At 68.3% G+C, this 16,918-nt stretch carries 15 protein-coding genes; 2 read left to right on the forward strand and 13 right to left on the reverse strand.

Going from position 1 to position 16,918, the window contains the following annotated elements:
- Positions 1-11: 11 nt before the first annotated feature.
- Positions 12-2,309 carry a beta-glucosidase BglX gene (bglX, locus tag BM115_RS13470; RefSeq protein ID WP_092294581.1) on the reverse strand — a complete coding sequence of 766 codons (2,298 nt, stop codon included), beginning with the start codon at positions 2,307-2,309 and terminating at the stop codon, positions 12-14.
- A 273-nt stretch (positions 2,310-2,582) separates the two neighbouring features.
- Here bglX and BM115_RS13475 point away from each other — a divergent pair, with 273 nt between their 5' ends.
- Positions 2,583-4,130: a glucan biosynthesis protein G gene (locus tag BM115_RS13475; RefSeq protein WP_177219914.1), complete on the forward strand. Its 1,548-nt coding sequence runs from the start codon at positions 2,583-2,585 to the stop codon at positions 4,128-4,130.
- A gap of 40 nt (positions 4,131-4,170) precedes the next feature.
- Here BM115_RS13475 and BM115_RS13480 read toward each other — a convergent pair whose 3' ends face one another.
- Complete coding sequence (locus BM115_RS13480; protein ID WP_092294585.1) at positions 4,171-4,428, reverse strand: DUF3820 family protein; 258 nt, start codon at positions 4,426-4,428, stop codon at positions 4,171-4,173.
- Positions 4,429-4,479: 51 nt separating this feature from the next.
- A complete protein-coding gene (locus BM115_RS13485) occupies positions 4,480-5,208 on the reverse strand; it encodes a 2OG-Fe(II) oxygenase (RefSeq protein WP_092295075.1) in 729 nt (242 codons plus the stop codon).
- Between the two features lie 163 nt (positions 5,209-5,371).
- Between BM115_RS13485 and BM115_RS13490 the strand changes: the two genes are divergently transcribed.
- Positions 5,372-5,947: a cupin domain-containing protein gene (locus tag BM115_RS13490; RefSeq protein WP_255370811.1), complete on the forward strand. Its 576-nt coding sequence runs from the start codon at positions 5,372-5,374 to the stop codon at positions 5,945-5,947.
- A gap of 5 nt (positions 5,948-5,952) precedes the next feature.
- On the opposite strand, the gene BM115_RS13495 is transcribed toward BM115_RS13490, so the two are convergent.
- The 10 genes from BM115_RS13495 to BM115_RS13540 all read right to left on the reverse strand — a co-directional run bounded on the left by BM115_RS13495 (position 5,953) and on the right by BM115_RS13540 (position 16,893).
- Positions 5,953-6,498, reverse strand: a complete 546-nt coding sequence (locus BM115_RS13495) for a MarR family winged helix-turn-helix transcriptional regulator (RefSeq protein WP_092294587.1) — start codon at positions 6,496-6,498, stop codon at positions 5,953-5,955.
- 2 nt (positions 6,499-6,500) lie between these two features.
- Positions 6,501-6,986, reverse strand: a complete 486-nt coding sequence (locus BM115_RS13500) for a DUF3237 domain-containing protein (protein ID WP_092294589.1) — start codon at positions 6,984-6,986, stop codon at positions 6,501-6,503.
- The gene (locus BM115_RS13505; RefSeq protein WP_092294591.1) at positions 6,983-8,128 is read right to left on the reverse strand and encodes an ABC transporter substrate-binding protein; all 1,146 of its coding nucleotides are present in this window, start codon (positions 8,126-8,128) and stop codon (positions 6,983-6,985) included. Before BM115_RS13505 ends, BM115_RS13500 begins: the two co-directional genes overlap by 4 nt.
- Positions 8,129-8,153: 25 nt before the next feature.
- A complete protein-coding gene (locus BM115_RS13510) occupies positions 8,154-9,434 on the reverse strand; it encodes a flavin-dependent oxidoreductase (RefSeq protein ID WP_092294593.1) in 1,281 nt (426 codons plus the stop codon).
- 120 nt (positions 9,435-9,554) lie between these two features.
- Complete coding sequence (locus BM115_RS13515; RefSeq protein WP_092294595.1) at positions 9,555-10,601, reverse strand: DUF2955 domain-containing protein; 1,047 nt, start codon at positions 10,599-10,601, stop codon at positions 9,555-9,557.
- A gap of 16 nt (positions 10,602-10,617) precedes the next feature.
- Positions 10,618-11,748, reverse strand: a complete 1,131-nt coding sequence (locus tag BM115_RS13520) for an HlyD family secretion protein (RefSeq protein ID WP_092294596.1) — start codon at positions 11,746-11,748, stop codon at positions 10,618-10,620.
- Positions 11,745-13,274 (reverse strand): efflux transporter outer membrane subunit, encoded by a 1,530-nt coding sequence (locus BM115_RS13525; RefSeq protein ID WP_092294598.1) that lies wholly within the window; start codon positions 13,272-13,274, stop codon positions 11,745-11,747. The genes BM115_RS13520 and BM115_RS13525 overlap by 4 nt, the downstream gene beginning before the upstream one ends.
- Positions 13,275-13,291: 17 nt before the next feature.
- Positions 13,292-14,461 (reverse strand): AI-2E family transporter, encoded by a 1,170-nt coding sequence (locus BM115_RS13530; RefSeq protein WP_092294600.1) that lies wholly within the window; start codon positions 14,459-14,461, stop codon positions 13,292-13,294.
- A 221-nt stretch (positions 14,462-14,682) separates the two neighbouring features.
- On the reverse strand, positions 14,683-15,798 hold the full coding sequence (locus BM115_RS13535) for a porin (protein ID WP_092294602.1): 1,116 nt from the start codon (positions 15,796-15,798) through the stop codon (positions 14,683-14,685).
- A gap of 45 nt (positions 15,799-15,843) precedes the next feature.
- Positions 15,844-16,893, reverse strand: a complete 1,050-nt coding sequence (locus BM115_RS13540; RefSeq protein WP_092294604.1) for an amidohydrolase family protein — start codon at positions 16,891-16,893, stop codon at positions 15,844-15,846.
- Between the last annotated feature and the right edge of the window lie 25 nt (positions 16,894-16,918).

Here is a 16,918-nt window from a genome sequence, read left to right on the forward strand (position 1 = left end):
TCACGCGTCATCTACGGTTGCAGCGTGAACCGCTGCTGCCGCACCGAGGCCGAATCCAGGCCGACCTGCACGTTGAAATCGCCCGGCTCGGCCACGTACTCCAGCTTGCCGTTGTAGAAGCGCAGCTTGTCCTCGCCGATCGGGAAGCTCACCACGCGGGACTCGCCCGGCTTGAGCATCACCTTGCGGAAGTCCTTCAGCTCCTTCACCGGCCGCACCACCGAGGCGGTCACGTCCTGAATGTAGAGCTGCACCACGGTCTCGCCTTCGCGCGTGCCGGTGTTCTTCACCGTCACGCTGGCGGTGATCTGGCCGTTGCGCGGCAGCGCCTGGCCCGAGAGCGCCACGTCGGAGAGACTGAACGTGGTGTAGCTCAGGCCATAGCCGAACGGATACAGCGGGCCGGATTCCTCCTCGAAGTACTGGGAGGTGTAGTTCGGCGGCTTGCCCGGCGTGAACGGCCGTCCAATGCGCAGGTGGTTGTAGTACGTGGGAATCTGGCCGAGCGAGCGCGGGAACGAGATCGGCAGCTTGCCGGACGGGTTTTCGTCGCCAAACAGCACATCGGCGATGGCGTGGCCGCCCTCGGTGCCCGGATACCAGGCTTCCAGCAGCGCGTCGGCGTTGTCGCGCTCCCAGTTGATGGTCAGCGGGCGGCCGTTCATCAGCACCACCACCAGCGGCTTGCCGGTGGTGCGCAGCGCCCGCAGCAGCGTCTGCTGGCTGCCCGGCAGGGACAGCGTGGTGCGGCTGGAAGCCTCGTGCGACATCCCGCGCGACTCGCCCACGGCCACCACGATGGTATCGGCCTGCCGCGCCATCTCCACGGCCTCGGCAATCATCTCGCCCGGGGAGCGCTTGTCCTGCACCACCTCGGGGTTATCCCAGTTCAGGAAGTTCAGGTAGCCGACCACGCGTTCGTCGTCGGTCATGTTGGCGCCGCGCGCGTACCTCACCTGGCCGCTTCCGGCCAGCGCGTCGCGCATGCCCTGCAGCAGCGTCACGGACTGGGTGGCCTTGCCTGCCGCCGACCAGCTACCCATGATGTCGATGGGCGCGTCAGCCAGCGGGCCGATCACGGCCACCGTGCCGCCCTTCTTCAGCGGCAGCGTCTGGTTGCGGTTTTCCAGCAGCACGAGCGACTTGCGCGCCGCGGTGCGGGCCTCCGCGCGGTGCAGGCGGCTCTCGGCGTTCACGTCGGCCGGGTCCTGTGCCGCCGTGCCGATGCGGCGATACGGGTCCTGGAACAGGCCCATGTCGTACTTGGCGCCCAGCACCTCGCGCACGGCCTCGTCGATCAGCCGCACCGGCACCTCGCCTGTCTTCACGAGGTCGGGCAACTGCTCCAGGTAGCGCGAATCCGCCATGCTCATGTCCACGCCGGCCTCGATGGCGAGGCGGGCGGCCTGGCGGCCGTTGTCGGCCACGCCGTGGCGCAGCAACTCGTCGATGGCGCCGTGGTCGCTCACGGTCACGCCCTTGAAGCCCCATTCCTTGCGGAGCAGGTCGCGCAGCAGCCATTTGTTCGACGTGGCCGGCACGCCGTTCACCGAGTTCAGCGCGATCATTACCCCGCCGGCACCCGCATCCAGCCCGGCGCGGTAGGGCGGCAGGTAGTCTTGGTACATACGCTGCGGGCTCATGTCCACGGTGTTGTAATCGCGCCCGCCCTCCACGGCGCCATACAGCGCGAAGTGCTTGACGAAGGCCATCACGCTGTCCGGGTTGGCCGGCGTGGCGCCCTGGAAGCCGCGCACGCTGGCGCGCGCGCATTGGGAGACCAGATAGGGGTCTTCGCCAAAGCCCTCGGAGGTGCGCCCCCAGCGCGGATCGCGCGAGATATCGACCATCGGCGCGAAGGTGGCATCCAGGCCGTCGGCGCTGGCTTCCTTGCCCGAGATGCGCGCGGCCTGCTCGACCACGGCCATGTCCCAGCTCGACGCCAGGCCGAGGCTGATCGGGAACACCGTGCGATGGCCGTGCACCACGTCATAGGCGAAGAAAATGGGAATCTTCAGGCGGCTCTGCTGCGCGGCGGCGTCCTGGAGCGGGCGGTTGTCGGCGCGGGTCACCGAGTTGAAGGTGCCCCCCACGCGGCCGGCGGCGATTTCCTTGATCAACTGCGGCTGCGGCATGTCCTGGCCGATGCTGATGAGCCGCAGCTGGCCGATCTTCTCCTCCAGGGTCATCTTGCCGATCAGGTCGGCGATGAACGCGTTCTTGTCGCCGGCGGCGACCGGTGCGGCGCCGGCCAGCGCCGGCGTACAAACCAGGCTGGCCGCAAGGGCCAGCGTCGAAAGCAATCGCATGTGGTGAGTCTTCCCCAATGAGCCAGGCCCGCAATCATGCCCCGAAGTGCCCTGAAAGTGTGCACAAGGGTGCAGGAAGCGGCGCTGGCCGGCTGTCGTCCAACGTCTGATCGGCACGTCGGGCGAAATCGGTTATTTTTGTGGACTGCGTCGGCAGTTTACCCAAATAGGACGGCAACTTTGCCTCCCGGGCGCTGTCAGCCTGTTTTCGATTCGATTTTTCTGGAGGGATTCGTGGTTCTTGCCGTCTTTGCCGCGTCATTACGTAACAAGATGCAACTTGCCTTGCCGGCCATCGCGCTCGCGGGCGCGTTCGTGGCCAGCACGCCAGCCGCCGCCTTCTCGCTCGACGACGTGACCACCCGCGCCAGATCGATGGCGGACCAGCCCTATGTGGCCCCGGTCAGCAACCTGCCGCCGGCCTTCTCGAAGATGCAGTTTGCCGACTACATCAAGATCCAGCCGAAGATGGATGCGGTGGAGTGGAAAGACCAGCCCACGCCGTACCGGCTGGGCTTCTACCATCAGGGCATGCACTTCAGCACGCCGGTCAAGATCAACGAGATCGTCGGCAGGAACGTGCAGGAGATCCGCTACTCGCCCACCCGTTTCGATTTCGGCGACCTCAAGCTCGACAAGGCCGCGACCAACAACCTCGGCTACGCGGGTTTCCGCGTGCTCTACCCGCTGAACCGGCCAGACAAGCTCGATGAAGTGATGAGCATCCTGGGCGCGAGCTACTTCCGCGTGATCGGCAAGGGCCAGGTCTACGGGCTCTCCGCGCGCGGGCTGGCGATCGATACCGGCCTGCCCGTGGCCGAGGAGTTCCCGGCCTTCCGCGAATTCTGGATCGAGCGGCCTACGGCGCCGGGCAAGCCGCTGGTGTTCTTCGCGCTGATGGATTCCCAGCGCGCCACGGGCGCCTACCGCTTCGAGCTGATGCCGGGCACGGACGCAACGCTTAAGGTCCAGGCGCGCGTGTTCATGCGCGGCGCGGTGACCAAGCTCGGCATTGCGCCGCTGACCAGCATGTTCCTGTTCGGCCCGAACCAGCAGCGCGACGCCAACAACTTCCGCCCGGCGCTGCATGACTCGAACGGGCTCTCCATCCACACCGGCGACGGCGAATGGCTGTGGCGCCCGCTGAACAACCCCAAGCATCTGGCGATCAGCACCTTCCAGGTGAACAACCCGCGTGGGTTTGGCCTGATGCAGCGCGGCCGTGAGTTCTCGGCCTACGAGGACCTCAAGGACCGCTACGACCTGCGCCCGAGCGCGTGGATCGAGCCGCAGGGCGACTGGGGCCGCGGCAAGGTCGAGCTGGTGGAGATTCCCACGCCGGACGAGACCAACGACAACATCGTCGCGTTCTGGACGCCTGACCAGCTGCCGCCGAAGGGCCAGCCGATCAGGGCCGACTACACCATGCACTGGACCATGGACGAGCGCGCGATGGTCGACAAGGACCTCGCCTGGGTCAAGCAGACGCTGCGCAGCGCGGGCGAGATCATGCAGGCCAACCTGATCCGCCATCTGGATGGCAGTCTGGGCTTCGTGGTCGACTTCGAGGGCGGCGCACTGGCCAAGCTGCCGCCGAACGCGCCGGTGCGCGCGTCGTTCAGCGTCAGCGACAACGCCGAGGTCATCGAGAACATCCTGCAGCCGAACCCGGTGACCAAGGGCTACCGGGTGACGCTGCGGATCAAGGTCAAGGACCCGAAGAAGGTGGTGGAGATGCGCGAGGCGCTGGTTTCCGGCGACAAGGTGCTCAGCGAGACGTGGAGCTACCAACTGCCGCCGGATTCGATGCCGGCCAACTGATCACGGATCGCCGTACGGCGATGCACCCGAGCGGGCCGCCTTAGCGCGGCCCGTTTTTCTTGGGGAGGGGGATGCGCCCGGCGCCTTCCCGCAGCGGCTTGAGCAGGTCCGACAGCCCGTTGTGGTCGAGTTCGTGCATCAGCGCCAGCAGGCGGCCAATCTCGCCGGGCGGGAAGCCCTCGCGCGCGAACCAGTTCAGGTAGTTGCCGGGCAGGTCGGCAATCAGCGTGCCCTTGTGCTTGCCAAACGGCATGGTGCGCGTGACGAGCAGGCGCAGGGCTTCGGCGTCGGGAAGCATGGGCGGCTATCGGTTGGGTCGGGAAAGCGGGCATTGTAGCGCCGCCGCCGGTCACTCGGCGTCGTGGAAGATGATGCCGAGCGTGTGGCGCATGCCCGAGCGCAGGCGGCTCACGCCGTGACGCATGTTCACCCTGTAGGGCCCGCGCGTGCCCTGCACGGGCCGCTGGCTGACCGCGAAGACCACCGCGTCGCCCTGCGCCAGCGCCACCACTTCCGCGCGCGACTGCATGCGCGGGCGCTGCTCCGTCATCACGAACTCGCCGCCGGTGAAGCCGGTGCCGGGCGCCGACAGCAGGATCGCCACCTGGAGCGGGAACACCCGTGCGCCGTACAGGTCCTGGTGCAGGCAGTTGTAGTCCCCCTCGCCATAGGCCAGCAGCAGCGGCGTGGGCCGGCGCTGGCCGGCGCGGTGGCACGCGTCGAGGAAGGCGGCGTGCTCGGGCGGAAATTGCCGTTCGATGCCCATGGCCGCGTGCCAGCGGTTGGCTACGGGCACCAGATGCGGATAGAGCGCCGTGCGCAGCCCTTCGACCAGCGGCGGCAGCGGGTAGCGGAAGTACTTGTACTCGCCCCGCCCGAAGCCGTGCCGGCCCATGACGATGTGCGACCGGTACAGGGCGTCTTCGTCGTAGCGCGCCGCCAGGGCGTCGCATTCGGCGGCCGAGAGCAGGCCCGGGATGGTCGCGCAGCCCTGCGCGTCGAGGTCTTGCGTGATGGCGTCCCAGTCGAGCGCGCTCACGCGCTGCGCCGGATCGTGCTGGTAGGAAAATGTCCGCATCTGCATACCTTAAGCCACCGGCGGGCGCCGCGCACGCCGGATTCGGACCCCCGTTCCAAACTGTTGTTCCAAATGTCACCGATGGTGCGGCCCCGCACGGAGCGCGGGTGTCACGCTGGCTTATCTTTCGTCGGTCAGCAACCTCAAACAGGAATGATTGCCGATGAAAGACGAGCATATGGCGGCCCACGGAGCTGACCAGGCACCTGCATCCATTCGCGAAACCGGGGCCTTCAGCAAGGCCAGTGCCCTCCCGATGAAGCCCTGCGAGATCCAGCCCGGCTGGGTGCGCAGCGGCCAACCCGTGACGCACTACAGCGAGCATTCGACCGCGGCGGATGAACTTGCCTGGACCTCTGTGTGGGACTGCACACAAGGCGCCTTCGAGTGGCACTACGCGCTCGACGAGATCGTCTACATCCTCGAAGGCGAGACCCGCGTGACGGATGCCCACGGGCGCACCCACACGCTGCGGGCTGGCTCGATTGGCTACTTTCCGGCGCATACCACGTGGTACTGGGAGGTAGACCAGTACGTACGCAAGGTGGCGATCTGCCGGCGCGAGGTGCCTGTCGGCCTGCGCCTGGCCACGCGCTTGCTGGCGCGGATCAACCTCGATGGGCGGCTGCTGCGCCGCCTGCGCGCCAGGGGCCAGGTCACCGGCGCCATCACGCGCAAGCGCGCGGCGGCGTTGATGCTGATGCTGGCGGCGGCTGTCGGGGCCATCGCGGCCACGTAAGACGGCTAGGGTTCGCCCGGCGCCAGCTTGTCCAGCAGGCGCAGCAGCGTCTGCCGCTCTGCCTCGGAGAGCTGCGCGCCGATGCGGGCGTCGTGGTCGCAGACCGCCTCGGTCACGGCGGCCAGCGTCTGGCGGCCCGTGGCCGTCAGCGCCAGCGCGTACGCACGCCGGTCCGTGGGCGAAGGCTCGCGCGCGACCAGCTGCATGGCTTCGAGCGCATCGAACAGCATCACCGCCCCGGAGCGGGCGATGCCGAGGATGCGCGCGAGGTCCGTCAGCCGCACGCCGGGATTCCGCGCGATGATCTGCAACGCCGAGAAACGCGGCGGCGTGATCTGCCACGCCGCGAGCGAACGGACGAAATCCTCGTAGATGCGGATCTGCGCGCGGCGGATGGCGTAGCCGGTCAGCGTGTCCAGCACGCCGTAGTCCACGTCGGGCAGATGGGGGTTGAAGTGCCCCTCGCCGTCTGCGCCCTCGCCGAGGGCCGGATCCGGCGCCAGCGGCTCGCGCGTCTTGCGCGTGCTAGACCCCTTACCTGTTGCCGTCATCGTCAGCGCACGACGAAATAGCGCAGCACCACGCGGTCCGGGTAGCGCGCGCCAGTGGCCACGAAGGTGTGGCGCATCAGCCAGAGGTAGGCGGGCGTGGCGGTCTCGAAGCGTGGTGCGGTGCGGAAATAGAGGCGGGACGGGTCCACCGTGCCGCCCGCGTTGAGCTGGGCGATATCGGCCTCCGTGCCGCTGCGCACGCCGGCGTTGACGATATAGATGCGCGCGCCGTCGTCGGTTTCCAGCACATAGCGCGCTTCGATGTCGGCCGTGGTCCAGCCGTCGCCGCTGCCGGGGCGGATCAGCTGGAAGTCCGCGCCGCCGGGCAGGATGCGGCCATTGAGCAACGGCCCGGACGCCGTGCCGGACAGGATCGGGATCACGCGGCGCTGGCCGAGCGGCCCGGCGCCGAGATCCGTGGCGGGTGCCACCGCGATCTCAAAGTCCGCCACCAGTTCCAGCGCCGGCGTGGGCAGGGCGAGCGTCATTTCAGCAGCTTCCAGTTGCCGTTGTCGATGGTCAGCATCACTCGGCCGCGATTGTCGAAGCCGAAATGGTCCTGCGCCGTGTAGTTCAGTACGCCGTGGGAGACGACGATGTCGCGCTCGCTTTCCAGGGCGTCGCGCAGCGCCTTGCGGAACTCGGGCGTGCCCGGCTTGGCGTGCTTGAGCGCCACTGGCACGATGCGCTGCAGCACCAGCCCCGCGTCATACGGATGGGCGCCGAACTGTGTGCGGGTTTCCGGCCCGTACTGCTTCTCGTAGCGCGTGACGTAGTCGAGGCCCGGTTTGCGCGGCGCGCTGTCCGCCGGCAGCTGCTCGGCCACGATCACCGGCCCCGCCGGCAGGATCGCCCCGTTGACAGCCTTGCCGCCAATGCGGATCAGGTCGCGCGTGGCCGCGCCGTGCGTCTGGTAGACCGGGCCGGTGTAGCCGCGCTCGCGCAGCGTGGTGTGCGGCAGCGCCGCGCCGGTGCCGGCGCCGGCAATCAGCATCGCGTCAGGCTTGGCAGCCATCATCTTGAGCACCTGGGCGGTCACGCTGGTGTCGGAGCGCGCGTAGCGCTCGGTGGCCAGGATGCGGATGCCCTTCGCCGACGCGGCGCTGGTGAACTCCTTGAGCCACGTTTCGCCGTAGGCGTCGGCAAAGCCGATAAAGGCGACGCTCTTGACGCCATTGGCCTGCGCCCGGGCGGCCACTGCGTCGGCCATCAGCTTCACTGGCTGGGCCAGCCGGTAGGTCCACGCGCCGCGCCCGGGCTTCAGTTCGATGGGCGAGAAGGCGAGCTGTACGGTCTGGCTCTCGTCCGCGACTTCCGAGATGGCGATGGACGGCGCCACCGACGACGAGCCCAGGATGATGTCGACCTTGTCCTCGGTCACAAAGCGCCGCGCCACCTTGGTGCCCTGCGTGGGGTCCGAGGCGTCGTCCATGAGGATGTAGCGGATCTTCTCGCCGCCGATGGTCTCGGGCAGGAACGGCATGGTGTTCTTCTGCGGAATGCCGAGCGAGGCGGACGGGCCGGTCGAGGAAATGCTGACGCCGACGGTGACCTCGGCATGGGCGAGGCCGGCGGCCAGCAGCAGGGCCGGCAGGGCATTCAGGCTGAGGCGGATGGGGTGCGGCTTCATGTTGTCTCCCTGTTTTGTTGTGATGTCAGGCGCGCGGGGCGTCGGCCTGGAGTTGCTGCTGGCCGAAGCCGGCCAGGTTCTTGTAGCGCTGGGCGATGGCCTCCAGCTCGGCGCGCGGAATCACCGCATCGATCTGGGAAAACCCCTGCGGCGCGCGCTCCTCGGCCATCTGCATGACCTGCTCGGGGCCGTTCATCCGGTTGCGCAGCACGATGCCGGCGGTGCGCGGCAGCCGTTCCGCCTCGTACTCGCGCAGCGCGTAGTCCAGGTCGGCGTGGCCGAGCAGGCAGTCGGTCAGGTAGCGGGCATCGACAATCGCCTGGGCGCTGCCGTTGGAGCCGATCGGGTACATCGGATGCGCCGCATCACCCAGCAGCGTCACGCCGCCGAAGGTCCAGCGCGGCAGGCAGTCCTTGTCCACCATCGGGAACTCGTAGATGGCCGGCGCGCCGTCGATCAGCGCGGGAATGTCGATCCAGTCCCAGCGCCAGTCGGCAAAGGCGTCGCGGAACACGGATTTGTCCACCTCGCGGTTCCAGTCGCTGCGCGGCGGCTCGTCCGGGTAGCTGTCCGGCACGCGCAGCTCGGCAATCCAGTTGATCAGCGAGCGGCCCTGCCGGTGCAGCGGCGCGGAGATCGGATAGGCGACGAACTTCTGGTCCTGATGGCCGGCCATGAACATCGAACGCCCATCGAGGTAGGGCGCGGCCTCGGTGGTGGCGCGCCAGAGCAGGCGGCGGGAGAAGCGCGGTGCGTCGCCGGTCGGATAGAAGTGCCGGCGCACGGCCGAGTGGATGCCGTCGGCGCCCACCAGCACGTCGGCGTCGGCCTCGACGGTGGCGCCGTCGCTGCGGCGCCGCAGCACGAAGCGCGCGCGCTCGCCCGCCTTGCCGCCGCCCACCGAGGCGATGGATTCGATCGCATGGCCGGTATGCACCCGGTCCGCGCCCAGCCGCTGCACCGCCGTCTCGTACAGCAACATCTGGAACTGCCCGCGATGCACCGAGAACTGCGGCCAGGCATAGCCAGCGGCCATGCCGCGCGGCTCGTGCCAGATCTGCTGCCCGAGCTTGTTGTAGTAGGAAAGGGAGGATGTCTCGATGGCGATCTCGGCCAGCGCGTCCTGCAGCCCCACCGCGGCGAGTTCCCGCACCGCATGCGGCAGCAGGTTGATGCCGACGCCAAGCGGGCGGATCTGCTCGCTGGCTTCCCAGACTTCCACATCCATGCCGTGCCGATGGCAGAGCAAGGCGAGCGTCAGCCCGCCAATGCCGCCGCCGGCGATGGCGATCTTCGGGGTCTTCATGGTCTCCTCCGCGGCCTTTTGTCCGGGCGTGGCGCGCCGGTGGCCGTTATCTGCGATGCCGAAATTGTTATGGAGTATAACTAAATGGCTCGCAAGTCCGGGGTGCCAGATCGCCCGTGTTTACCCGGGTGGCGGCGTGGCGGAGGGGTGCGCCTCGGCCTGCGCCCAGCGGCTGCGTTCGAGCCAGTAAACCATCCCCCACGCATACAGCGTGATGCCGATGAACAGCGCCATCCGCACGGCGAAGGCCGTGTAGACGTCCTTGCCGGCGGCGCTGTCCTGGATCGACTGGCCCAGCAGGATGATCAGCGTCACGAGGGTGTTGAGCCAGAACCCGGGCGTCAGCCGCGTGGGGCTGAGCCGGTAGAGTTTGCGCGCCAGCAGCAGCGCGAACAGCAGCATCCACAGGAAGAGCATCCACAGGTGCACGAACAGGCTCAGCGCGCACCAGAACAGGATGGCCAGCACGCCGCCGAGCAGCGTGGAGCCGAGCAGTTCGCGCCCGGCGTCGCGCGCGGTGGTCGTGCAGGTCTGCCGACCCAGGCTCACGGCCTTCATCAACACCGGGGTATAGCCAGACGGGTCGGTCAGCGCCAGCAGGAACGCGGGCATCACCACCAGCGCGGCGCGCAGGGCAATCCACGTGGCCTGTAGTTCGGGCAGCGCAGCGGGCTTGGGCGCCGCCGCGCCGCCGGCCTCCGGAAACAGCCAGTGGCAGAGCGCCAGCACCGCCACCGCCATCAGCATGCCCTTGGCCAGCGCGCTGACCACCTCCAGCGCCAGGCTGAACTCGAATACGCCGGCGGAGGGAATCAAGGTGAGGCCGACGGCGAGGAAGGTCCCCACGAGGTTGCTCCCGCCGCGCAGGCCATAGCGGAAGGTGACGAACAGCCCCAGCGCGACCACCAGCACGCCGCTGAACGGCGCGTACTGCAACAGGGGAATCAGCAGCAGGCCCACGCCGGTGGTCAGCATGACCAGTAGCGTCAGCGCCACGCCGGCCTTCCAGGACAGCGGCTGGTTGACCATCGCCAGCAGGAAGGCGCACAGCACGGGCGCGAGCATCGGCACGGGCAGCGCCAGCCCGAAGCTGATCGCCATGCACAGCGCCGTGCCGAACGCCAGCCGGATGGGACGTTGCTGCCGGGGTGGGCGGGCGAGAGGCATGGCGGCGCGTGGGCGATCAATAGATGTAGGACAGCCAGCTCATCACGTAGAGGAACGCGCGGCCCAGCGGATTGAGCGGATTGCCCTGCGTGGGGAAGGCCATGACTTCGGCCTGGCCGCCGATGCGGATGCCGGTCAGTCCACGCAGCTCCGCCGTATCCAGTTCGATGACCACCGGGAAGCGCTGCGCCGGACGCAGCCAGTCGCGGCTGTTCTGCACCGTGGGCAGGGTGCCGGGCGGGGCGGGTTGCCCGACACTGACGCCATAGCCGACGCTGCGCACGCGGCCTTCGAAGATGCGCCCCGGCAGGGCGTCGAGCACCACCGACACCGGCGTGCCGGGCTGCACATGGCCGAGGTTGTTCTCGGTCATCTCGGCCGTGACCCAGATGTCGTGGATCGTGATCAGCGTCATCACCGGGTTGCCGGCGGCGGCGAACTGGCCGGTATCGGTGCGCAGGTCCGTCACCAGCCCGGCGGAACGCGCGCGCACCTGGGTGTTCGACAGGTCGAGTTCGGCCTTCTCCACCGCGCCCGCCGCGCTGCGCAGCTTGGCGTTGTCTTCCGCGCTGCCGCCTTCCTGCTCGATCGCACGCTGCACCTCGGCGCGGGACGCCGCCACCTTGCTGGTGGCCTGTTCCAGATCGGCACGGGCGATTTCGAGCCGGCGCAGCGAGATGGTGCCGGCGTCCTCCCGATAGAGCCGTTCGAGCCGGTCGCTGTCCTGCCGCGCCTTGACCTCCAGCGCCTGCGCGGCGCGCAGCGAGGCGCGTGCCGATTCGATGCCGGCCGTGCTGGCCCCGATCTGCCGGCGCGTGGCCTCCAGGTCCGCACGGGCGCGGTCCACGGCAATCCGATATTGCCCCGGGTCCACCTCGAACAGCATGGCGCCGGCCTGCACGTCCTGGTTGTTGCGCACATGCACGCGCGTGACGCGGCCGGACACCTCCGAGGCCACCGGCACGATGAACGCCTGGATCCGCGCCTGCTGGGTGTAGGGAGTGAGCCGGTCGGCGAGCAGGTACCAGACCAGGCTGATCACGATCAGCACGACGACCCAGCGGATGCCCTTGCGCGCCGGATCGGCGGGCGGAGGCGGAGCGGTTGGCGAGGTCGGCGGGGGTGGGGCCTGCGTGGTGTCTGTCATGGGGCGGCACCGGTGGGTACGCGGCGCGGTTCGTCGAGCAGCACGCCCCAGTCGGTGCGCTGCTGCATCTGGGTGCGCGTGGCGGCGTCCACGAGCATCTGGTCCGTGTGCCAGCCGCCGCCGAGCGCCTTGTACAGCGCGATCAGGTTCGACACGGCGCTGCCGCGGTTGACCAGATAGGTGTCCTGCTGGGCCGACAGCGCGCGCTGCGCGTCGAGCACGCGCTGGAAATCGGAATAGCCCTCGCGGTACAGCGCATTGGCCAGCGTCAGCGAGCGCCGCGCCGAAATGGCCGCATCGCGCAGGATCACGTCCCGCTCGAACGCCTTGATCAGCCCGCTCGCCGCGTCGTCGGCCTCGCGCGCGGCCTGCCGCACGCTCTCCTGGTAGGCCACGATCAGCTGCTGGAGCCGCGCGTCCTGCATCCGCACGTTGTTGCGGATGCGTCCGTAGTCGAATACGTTCCAGCGCAGGCTCGGCCCACCCAGTAGCGTGAAGTTGTTGGGCGTGCCGCCGAGCGTGCTGGCGGACCAGCCGATGCTGCCGATCAGCGTCAGCGACGGATAGAGGTCCGCCAGCGCCACGCCAATCAGCGCCGACTGCGCGGCGATCTGCCATTCGGCGGCGCGCACGTCGGGCCGGCGCAGCAGCAGGTTGGCGGGCACGTCCTGCAGCACGGCACGGCCGATCAGCGGCAGCTCGCCCTCGTGCGCGGCCAGCTCCGGCAGGTTCGGCAGCGTGCCGGGCGGGCGGCCGATCAGCACGGCCAGCGCGTTGCGCGTGCGCAGGATCTGGCCTTCGAATTCGGGAATGGTGCTCAGGGTGCCGAGGTACTGGGTGCGCGCCTGCTGCAGGTCCAGTTCGTCGGTCTGGCCGCTGCGGAACAGCTTCTCGGTGATCTCGAAGCTGCGATGCTGCAGCGCCGCGTTGTCCCGCGCGATGCGCAGGCGCGCTTCGGCCGTGCGCAGCGCGTAGTAGGTCTCGGCCATCTGCGCGTGGAGCAGGACCAGCACATCGTCACGATTGGCCTGCGCGGCGAAGTAGGCGGCATCGGCGGACTCGATGGCGCGCGCGAAGCGTCCCCAGAAGTCCAGTTCCCAGCCGATATCGAAGTTGGCGCTGTACTGCCAGAAGCGGCTGTTGGTGGGATTTCGGCCGCCGGACTGGCGGCGGTCCGTGTACAGCACGTCGGCGCCCACCTGCTGCACCTGCGGAAAGCGGCCAGCCTGCGCGATGCCAAGCTGGGCGCGCGCCTCCAGCACGCGCAGGCCGGCAATCTGAAGCCCGGCATTGTGGGCATCGGCCTCGGCCATAAGCCGTTCGAGCGCCGGGTCGGCAAAGACCTGCCACCACTCGCGGAGGTCAGGCTGCGCGCCGGTTTCCGTGACCGTGTCGATGGCCTCGCTGCGCCAAGTCGCGGTCCAGTCCTCGCGCTGTGGCGTCATGTCGGGGCCCAGCCGCGCGCAGCCGTGCAGGCAACAGACGCCAAGCAGCACCAGATGCCTTGTGCGGAGCGGGCCGGGCATGGACGCGCACGTCCGCGTCAGGCCCGCGGGATCTCTACGGGGGCAACGGTGGGTGTGCCAGGTGCGCCGGGCAGGGGCGCGCCGGACACCACCTCGATGGCCACGGGCTCGCTGGCCACGGGCGGCTCTTCTACCCACAGCCAGAACAGTCGATAGCCTACGGACAGCATCACGGGGCCGATGAACAGGCCGATGACGCCTCCGGTGACCATGCCGCCCAGGGCGCCGATCAGCACCACGGGCATCGGCACATCCACGCCACGCCCAAGCATCAGTGGCTTGAGCACGTTGTCGGCCAGCCCGGCAATGAACTCGTAGATCGCGAAGGTAATGGTCGCCACGTTCGGCCCTTCCTTGTAGAGCACGTAGGCGATCACGGGCAGGGTGATCAGCGTGGCCGGCAGCTGCATGATGCCCAGGAGCAGCACCACCAGCGCCAGCACCCCGGCGCCCGGCACGCCCTTCATGATGAAGCCGATGCCGATCAGCAGCATCTGGATGAAGGCGATGCCCACCACGCCCTGCGCCACGGCGCGGATGGTGGCGGTGCACAGCGCGGCGATGCGCGGCCCACGGTCCAGCCCGAAGATGCGCGAGGCGATCTGCTCCGAGCTGCGGTGTCCTGTCTCGCCATAGGCCATGATCACGCCGGCAATGATCAGCGCGAAGATGAACACCAGCATGGCCACACCCAGCCCGGCCAGCTTGCCCAGCAGCAGCAGGCTCGTGTCGCGCAACTCGGGCAGGAACTTCTGCACCAGGCTGGTCATGTCGGTGGCGGCCTGCATCCAGACATCGTGCAGGCGCTGACCGATCAGCGGCCAGCCGGCCACGAAGTCCGGCGGCTGCGGAATGCGCATGTTGCCGCCGCGCACGGCGTTCATGGCCTCCTCCGCTGACTGGAGCAGCGCGATCCCGAGCAGGTAGGCCGGCACCATGATCAACGCCAGCGAGAGCAGGACGATGAGCGTGGCCGCACGGCCGCTGCGGTTGCCCATGCGGGCGCGTAGCCGGACGTGTAGCGGATAGATCGTGATGGCGAGGATGACCGACCACAGGACGAGGTCGAGGAAGGGGTAGAAGATCCGGAAGCAGAACACCGAGAGCACGGCGATCAGGCCGGCCCGTATCAGCACGTCGAGCATGCCGCGGGAGAGCATCCGTTCCGAGAGGGGCGTAGGCAGCATCGTTGGTCTCCTGACAGGCCGCCGAGTGCAGTCTAGACCAGCGATCCGGCAGGTACAACCAGTGCGTCACCCTCCGCGAAAACAGTCACATCGGCCCGCCAAAGTATTCATTGGCTTTTTACTGCACTTTGGCCGGGACCAGGCTACGGAACCCCGCCCAAGGGGGGCGGGGCCCGCATGCCGCTACCACTGTGGCTGCTATTTGCTACCGCTCTTGCACATCAGAATGTGTGCTTGACCCCCACCATTGCCCCGAGCTGGTTGCCGCCCGCCACCGGGTTGGCCCCGGTAGACGCGCTGTCGACGGACAGCGACAGCGAACCATGATTGTCGATATAGCCGCCGGTGGCATAGACGGACGTGCGCTTGGAGAACGCGTAACTGGCGCGCAGCGCGCCCAGCCAGGCCTTGTCGTTGCTGTGGCGGTACTGGAGATAGTAGCCCTCCGCCGCCAGCGTGACGGCCGGTGCGATGTCGTACGCCACGCCCGCGTAGAACAGGTTGCTGCGCGGGGCGGCCAGCGCCTCGTTGCGGCGGCCGATCCAGCCGAGGCCGGCCTTGGCCTTGCCGACCAGCATGTAGCCGCCCAGCGAGAGGCGGTCGTCCTTGAGTCCGCTCGAGGTCAGCCCGGCAAAGGCGCCGGGGCCGCCGCGCAGGGAATCGTATGCGGCGTGCACCGACCACCAGTTGGTCTCGTACATCAGCAGCGCCGACCATTCGCGGCACGCCTTGCTGTCCGCCGCGTTCTCGCCGGCGCAGTTGGCGCCGGAGGGGCTCGGGCCGGCGTTCACCGTATCGCGCCCGAAACTGTAAGTGGCGCCCACCGTGAAGCCGCCGAACTTGCCCTTGTAGGCGATCGAATTATCGGCGCGCGTATTGGGGAGATAGTTGTCGAGCGAGCTGGAGCCGTAGGCGTTCGGCCCGAGGATGTCCGAGTCCAGCGTGGCCCAGAACAGCATGGTGTACTGGCGGCCGAAGCTGACCTGCCCCCAGTTGCTGGAGAGACCCACCCACGCCTGCCGGCCGAACAGGCGGCCGCCCTGGTTGGAGGTGCCGCTGTCCGGCGCGAAGCCGGACTCCAGCACGAAGTTGGCCTTCATGCCGCTGCCGAGGTCCTCCGTGCCGCGCAGGCCCCAGCGGGACGGCACCGTGCCGCTCAGGTTGGCCATCTTGACGACGGAGTTGCCGGCCGCGCCGACGTGGTTGATGTACTCGACCCCGGTGTCGACCACCCCGTACAAGGTGACGGATTGTGCACTCGTCACCGCCGGCACGCCGGCCGCCAGCGCAAGCGCCGCTGCCGCCGTTCCTCGTTTTCCCAGTTTTCCCAGTTTCATGCTTCTCCCCTTATGTTTTTTTTAAGGCTCGTGTGAAAGATCGTTCTAGCTGGCCGTGCGCTGCTCCCTGGCCTGCTCTTTGGCCTTGAGTTGGGCATCCAGCCGCCCGTAGACCCGCCGCGCGTTGCCTTCGTAGATCAGCTGGCGCTCGGCGTCGGTCAGCGCGGCCTGGTCGATGTAGCGGCGCGTGTCGTCGTAGTAGTGGCCGGTCTCCGGATCGATGCCGCGCACGGCGCCGATCATCTCGGAGGCAAACAGCACGTTCTCGACCGGCATCACCCGCGTCAGCAGGTCGATGCCGGGCTGGTGGTAGACGCAGGTATCGAAGAACACGTTGTTGAGCAGGTGCTCGCGCAGCGGTGGCAGCTTCATCTCCTGCGCCAACCCCCGGAAGCGCCCCCAGTGGTAGGGCACCGCGCCGCCGCCGTGCGGAATCACGAACTTCAGGGTCGGGAAGCGCCGGAACAGGTCGCTGGTCAGCACCTGCATGAAGGCCGTGGTGTCGGCGTTGAGGTAGTGCGCGCCGGTGGTGTGGAAGCAGGCGTTGCAGCTCGTGCTGACGTGGATCATCGCCGGCAGGTCGTACTCGACCAGCTTCTCGTAGATCGGGAACCAGTACGGGTCCGACAGCGGCGGCGAGGTCCAGTGGCCGCCCGAGGGATCCGGGTTCAGGTTCACGCCGACGAAGTTGTAGTCGCGCACGCAGCGTTCCAGCTCGGGAATGCAGGTGGCGATGTCCACGCCCGGCGACTGCGGCAGCATGGCCGCGCCGACGAAGTGATCGGGAAACAGCTGGCTGACCCGGTAACAGAGCGTGTTGCAGATGGCCGCCCAGGTGGCGCTGGTCTCGAAGGTGCCGATGTGGTGCGCCATGAACGAGGCGCGCGGGGAGAAGATCGTCAGGTCCAAGCCGCGCTCGCGCATCAGCCGCAGCTGGTTCTGGGCGATGGCCTCGGCCAGTTCGTCGTCGCTGATGTGCAGGGCGTCCGGCGAGGGCGCCAGCGCCGGCGCGGTCAGGCTGGCGATCTGGCGCTGGCGCCAGGCTTCGAGGGCTTTGGGTGCCGTGGTGAAATGGCCGTGGCAGTCGATGATCATGCGTTACAGGTCCAGTCCGAAATCC

Source organism: Cupriavidus sp. OV096, from assembly GCF_900115455.1.
GTDB lineage: Bacteria > Pseudomonadota > Gammaproteobacteria > Burkholderiales > Burkholderiaceae > Cupriavidus.

Excerpts from the sequence above, each read along its gene's own strand:
- BM115_RS13505 (WP_092294591.1), bottom strand. The coding sequence starts at position 8,128 with ATGAAGCCGCACCCCATCCGCCTCAGCCTGAATGCCCTGCCGGCCCTG.
- BM115_RS13525 (WP_092294598.1), bottom strand. The coding sequence starts at position 13,274 with ATGCCCGGCCCGCTCCGCACAAGGCATCTGGTGCTGCTTGGCGTCTGT.
- BM115_RS13495 (WP_092294587.1), bottom strand. The coding sequence starts at position 6,498 with ATGACGGCAACAGGTAAGGGGTCTAGCACGCGCAAGACGCGCGAGCCG.
- BM115_RS13520 (WP_092294596.1), bottom strand. The coding sequence starts at position 11,748 with ATGACAGACACCACGCAGGCCCCACCCCCGCCGACCTCGCCAACCGCT.
- BM115_RS13475 (WP_177219914.1), top strand. The coding sequence starts at position 2,583 with ATGCAACTTGCCTTGCCGGCCATCGCGCTCGCGGGCGCGTTCGTGGCC.
- BM115_RS13490 (WP_255370811.1), top strand. The coding sequence starts at position 5,372 with ATGAAAGACGAGCATATGGCGGCCCACGGAGCTGACCAGGCACCTGCA.
- BM115_RS13510 (WP_092294593.1), bottom strand. The coding sequence starts at position 9,434 with ATGAAGACCCCGAAGATCGCCATCGCCGGCGGCGGCATTGGCGGGCTG.
- bglX (WP_092294581.1), bottom strand. The coding sequence starts at position 2,309 with ATGCGATTGCTTTCGACGCTGGCCCTTGCGGCCAGCCTGGTTTGTACG.
- BM115_RS13480 (WP_092294585.1), bottom strand. The coding sequence starts at position 4,428 with ATGCTTCCCGACGCCGAAGCCCTGCGCCTGCTCGTCACGCGCACCATG.
- BM115_RS13530 (WP_092294600.1), bottom strand. The coding sequence starts at position 14,461 with ATGCTGCCTACGCCCCTCTCGGAACGGATGCTCTCCCGCGGCATGCTC.
- BM115_RS13485 (WP_092295075.1), bottom strand. The coding sequence starts at position 5,208 with ATGCGGACATTTTCCTACCAGCACGATCCGGCGCAGCGCGTGAGCGCG.
- BM115_RS13515 (WP_092294595.1), bottom strand. The coding sequence starts at position 10,601 with ATGCCTCTCGCCCGCCCACCCCGGCAGCAACGTCCCATCCGGCTGGCG.
- BM115_RS13500 (WP_092294589.1), bottom strand. The coding sequence starts at position 6,986 with ATGACGCTCGCCCTGCCCACGCCGGCGCTGGAACTGGTGGCGGACTTT.
- BM115_RS13535 (WP_092294602.1), bottom strand. The coding sequence starts at position 15,798 with ATGAAACTGGGAAAACTGGGAAAACGAGGAACGGCGGCAGCGGCGCTT.
- BM115_RS13540 (WP_092294604.1), bottom strand. The coding sequence starts at position 16,893 with ATGATCATCGACTGCCACGGCCATTTCACCACGGCACCCAAAGCCCTC.